This is a genomic window from Mycobacterium sp. WUMAC-067 (assembly GCF_020217485.1).
Taxonomy (GTDB): Bacteria; Actinomycetota; Actinomycetes; order Mycobacteriales; family Mycobacteriaceae; genus Mycobacterium.
Genome location: NZ_JAEKMI010000185.1, coordinates 1 through 614 on the forward strand (window position 1 = coordinate 1; position 614 = coordinate 614).

At 58.3% G+C, this 614-nt stretch carries 1 protein-coding gene; it reads right to left on the reverse strand.

Annotated features, from left to right (window positions below):
• On the reverse strand, positions 1-614 hold a 614-nt coding region (locus tag JF781_RS28140; protein WP_225341379.1), incomplete at both ends, for a spirocyclase AveC family protein.

A 614-nucleotide genomic window follows, 5' to 3' on the forward strand; every position in this document is an offset into this window, starting at 1 on the left:
GTGGACGCTGCGCCAGTCGCACGGACCAACCAAAACGTTGAGCTGAATGTGATCATCGCAATATTCACGACGATCGCCATCAGCAGGAAGGTAGCCAACGTGGGACGGCTCGCATGCAGGCGCAGTCGCTGTGCAATCTTTTCGGCCTGGGATCTTCCGGTGTCGTCGCGATAGAGCAGAATCGATGCCGGGATCATGACAATCGTGATGAGCGCGCTAGCCATCATCAGGGGGAACTGGCTGTTCTTGCCAGCGTCGATCGAGCCGAACTCGATGACGTGGCTGTATGTGAGGAACTGGGCTTGGGTCAGGAGGATCTCTTGAGCAGCGTCCCAGATGGCGCCGATGACGAACGTCAGCACGGCTATTGAGATCAGCGGATGGCGCCAGACGAGGGCTCCCGGATCGCTGCGGCGTTGCATGGCCCGCAGGATGGGCATGGCCAGGAAGTAGGGAAGGAGGACATAGGGCGCGTAAATGAAGGAGGTCAGCGGTTCGATGATCGGAGAGATGTTGAGCCACGGCCAATTTCGGGGAAAGTGCCAAAGATTTGGGTTGTAGACCAGGCCGATTGCCCAGTTGTTGATCGGGTCCCACCAAAACAGGGTGCTGGT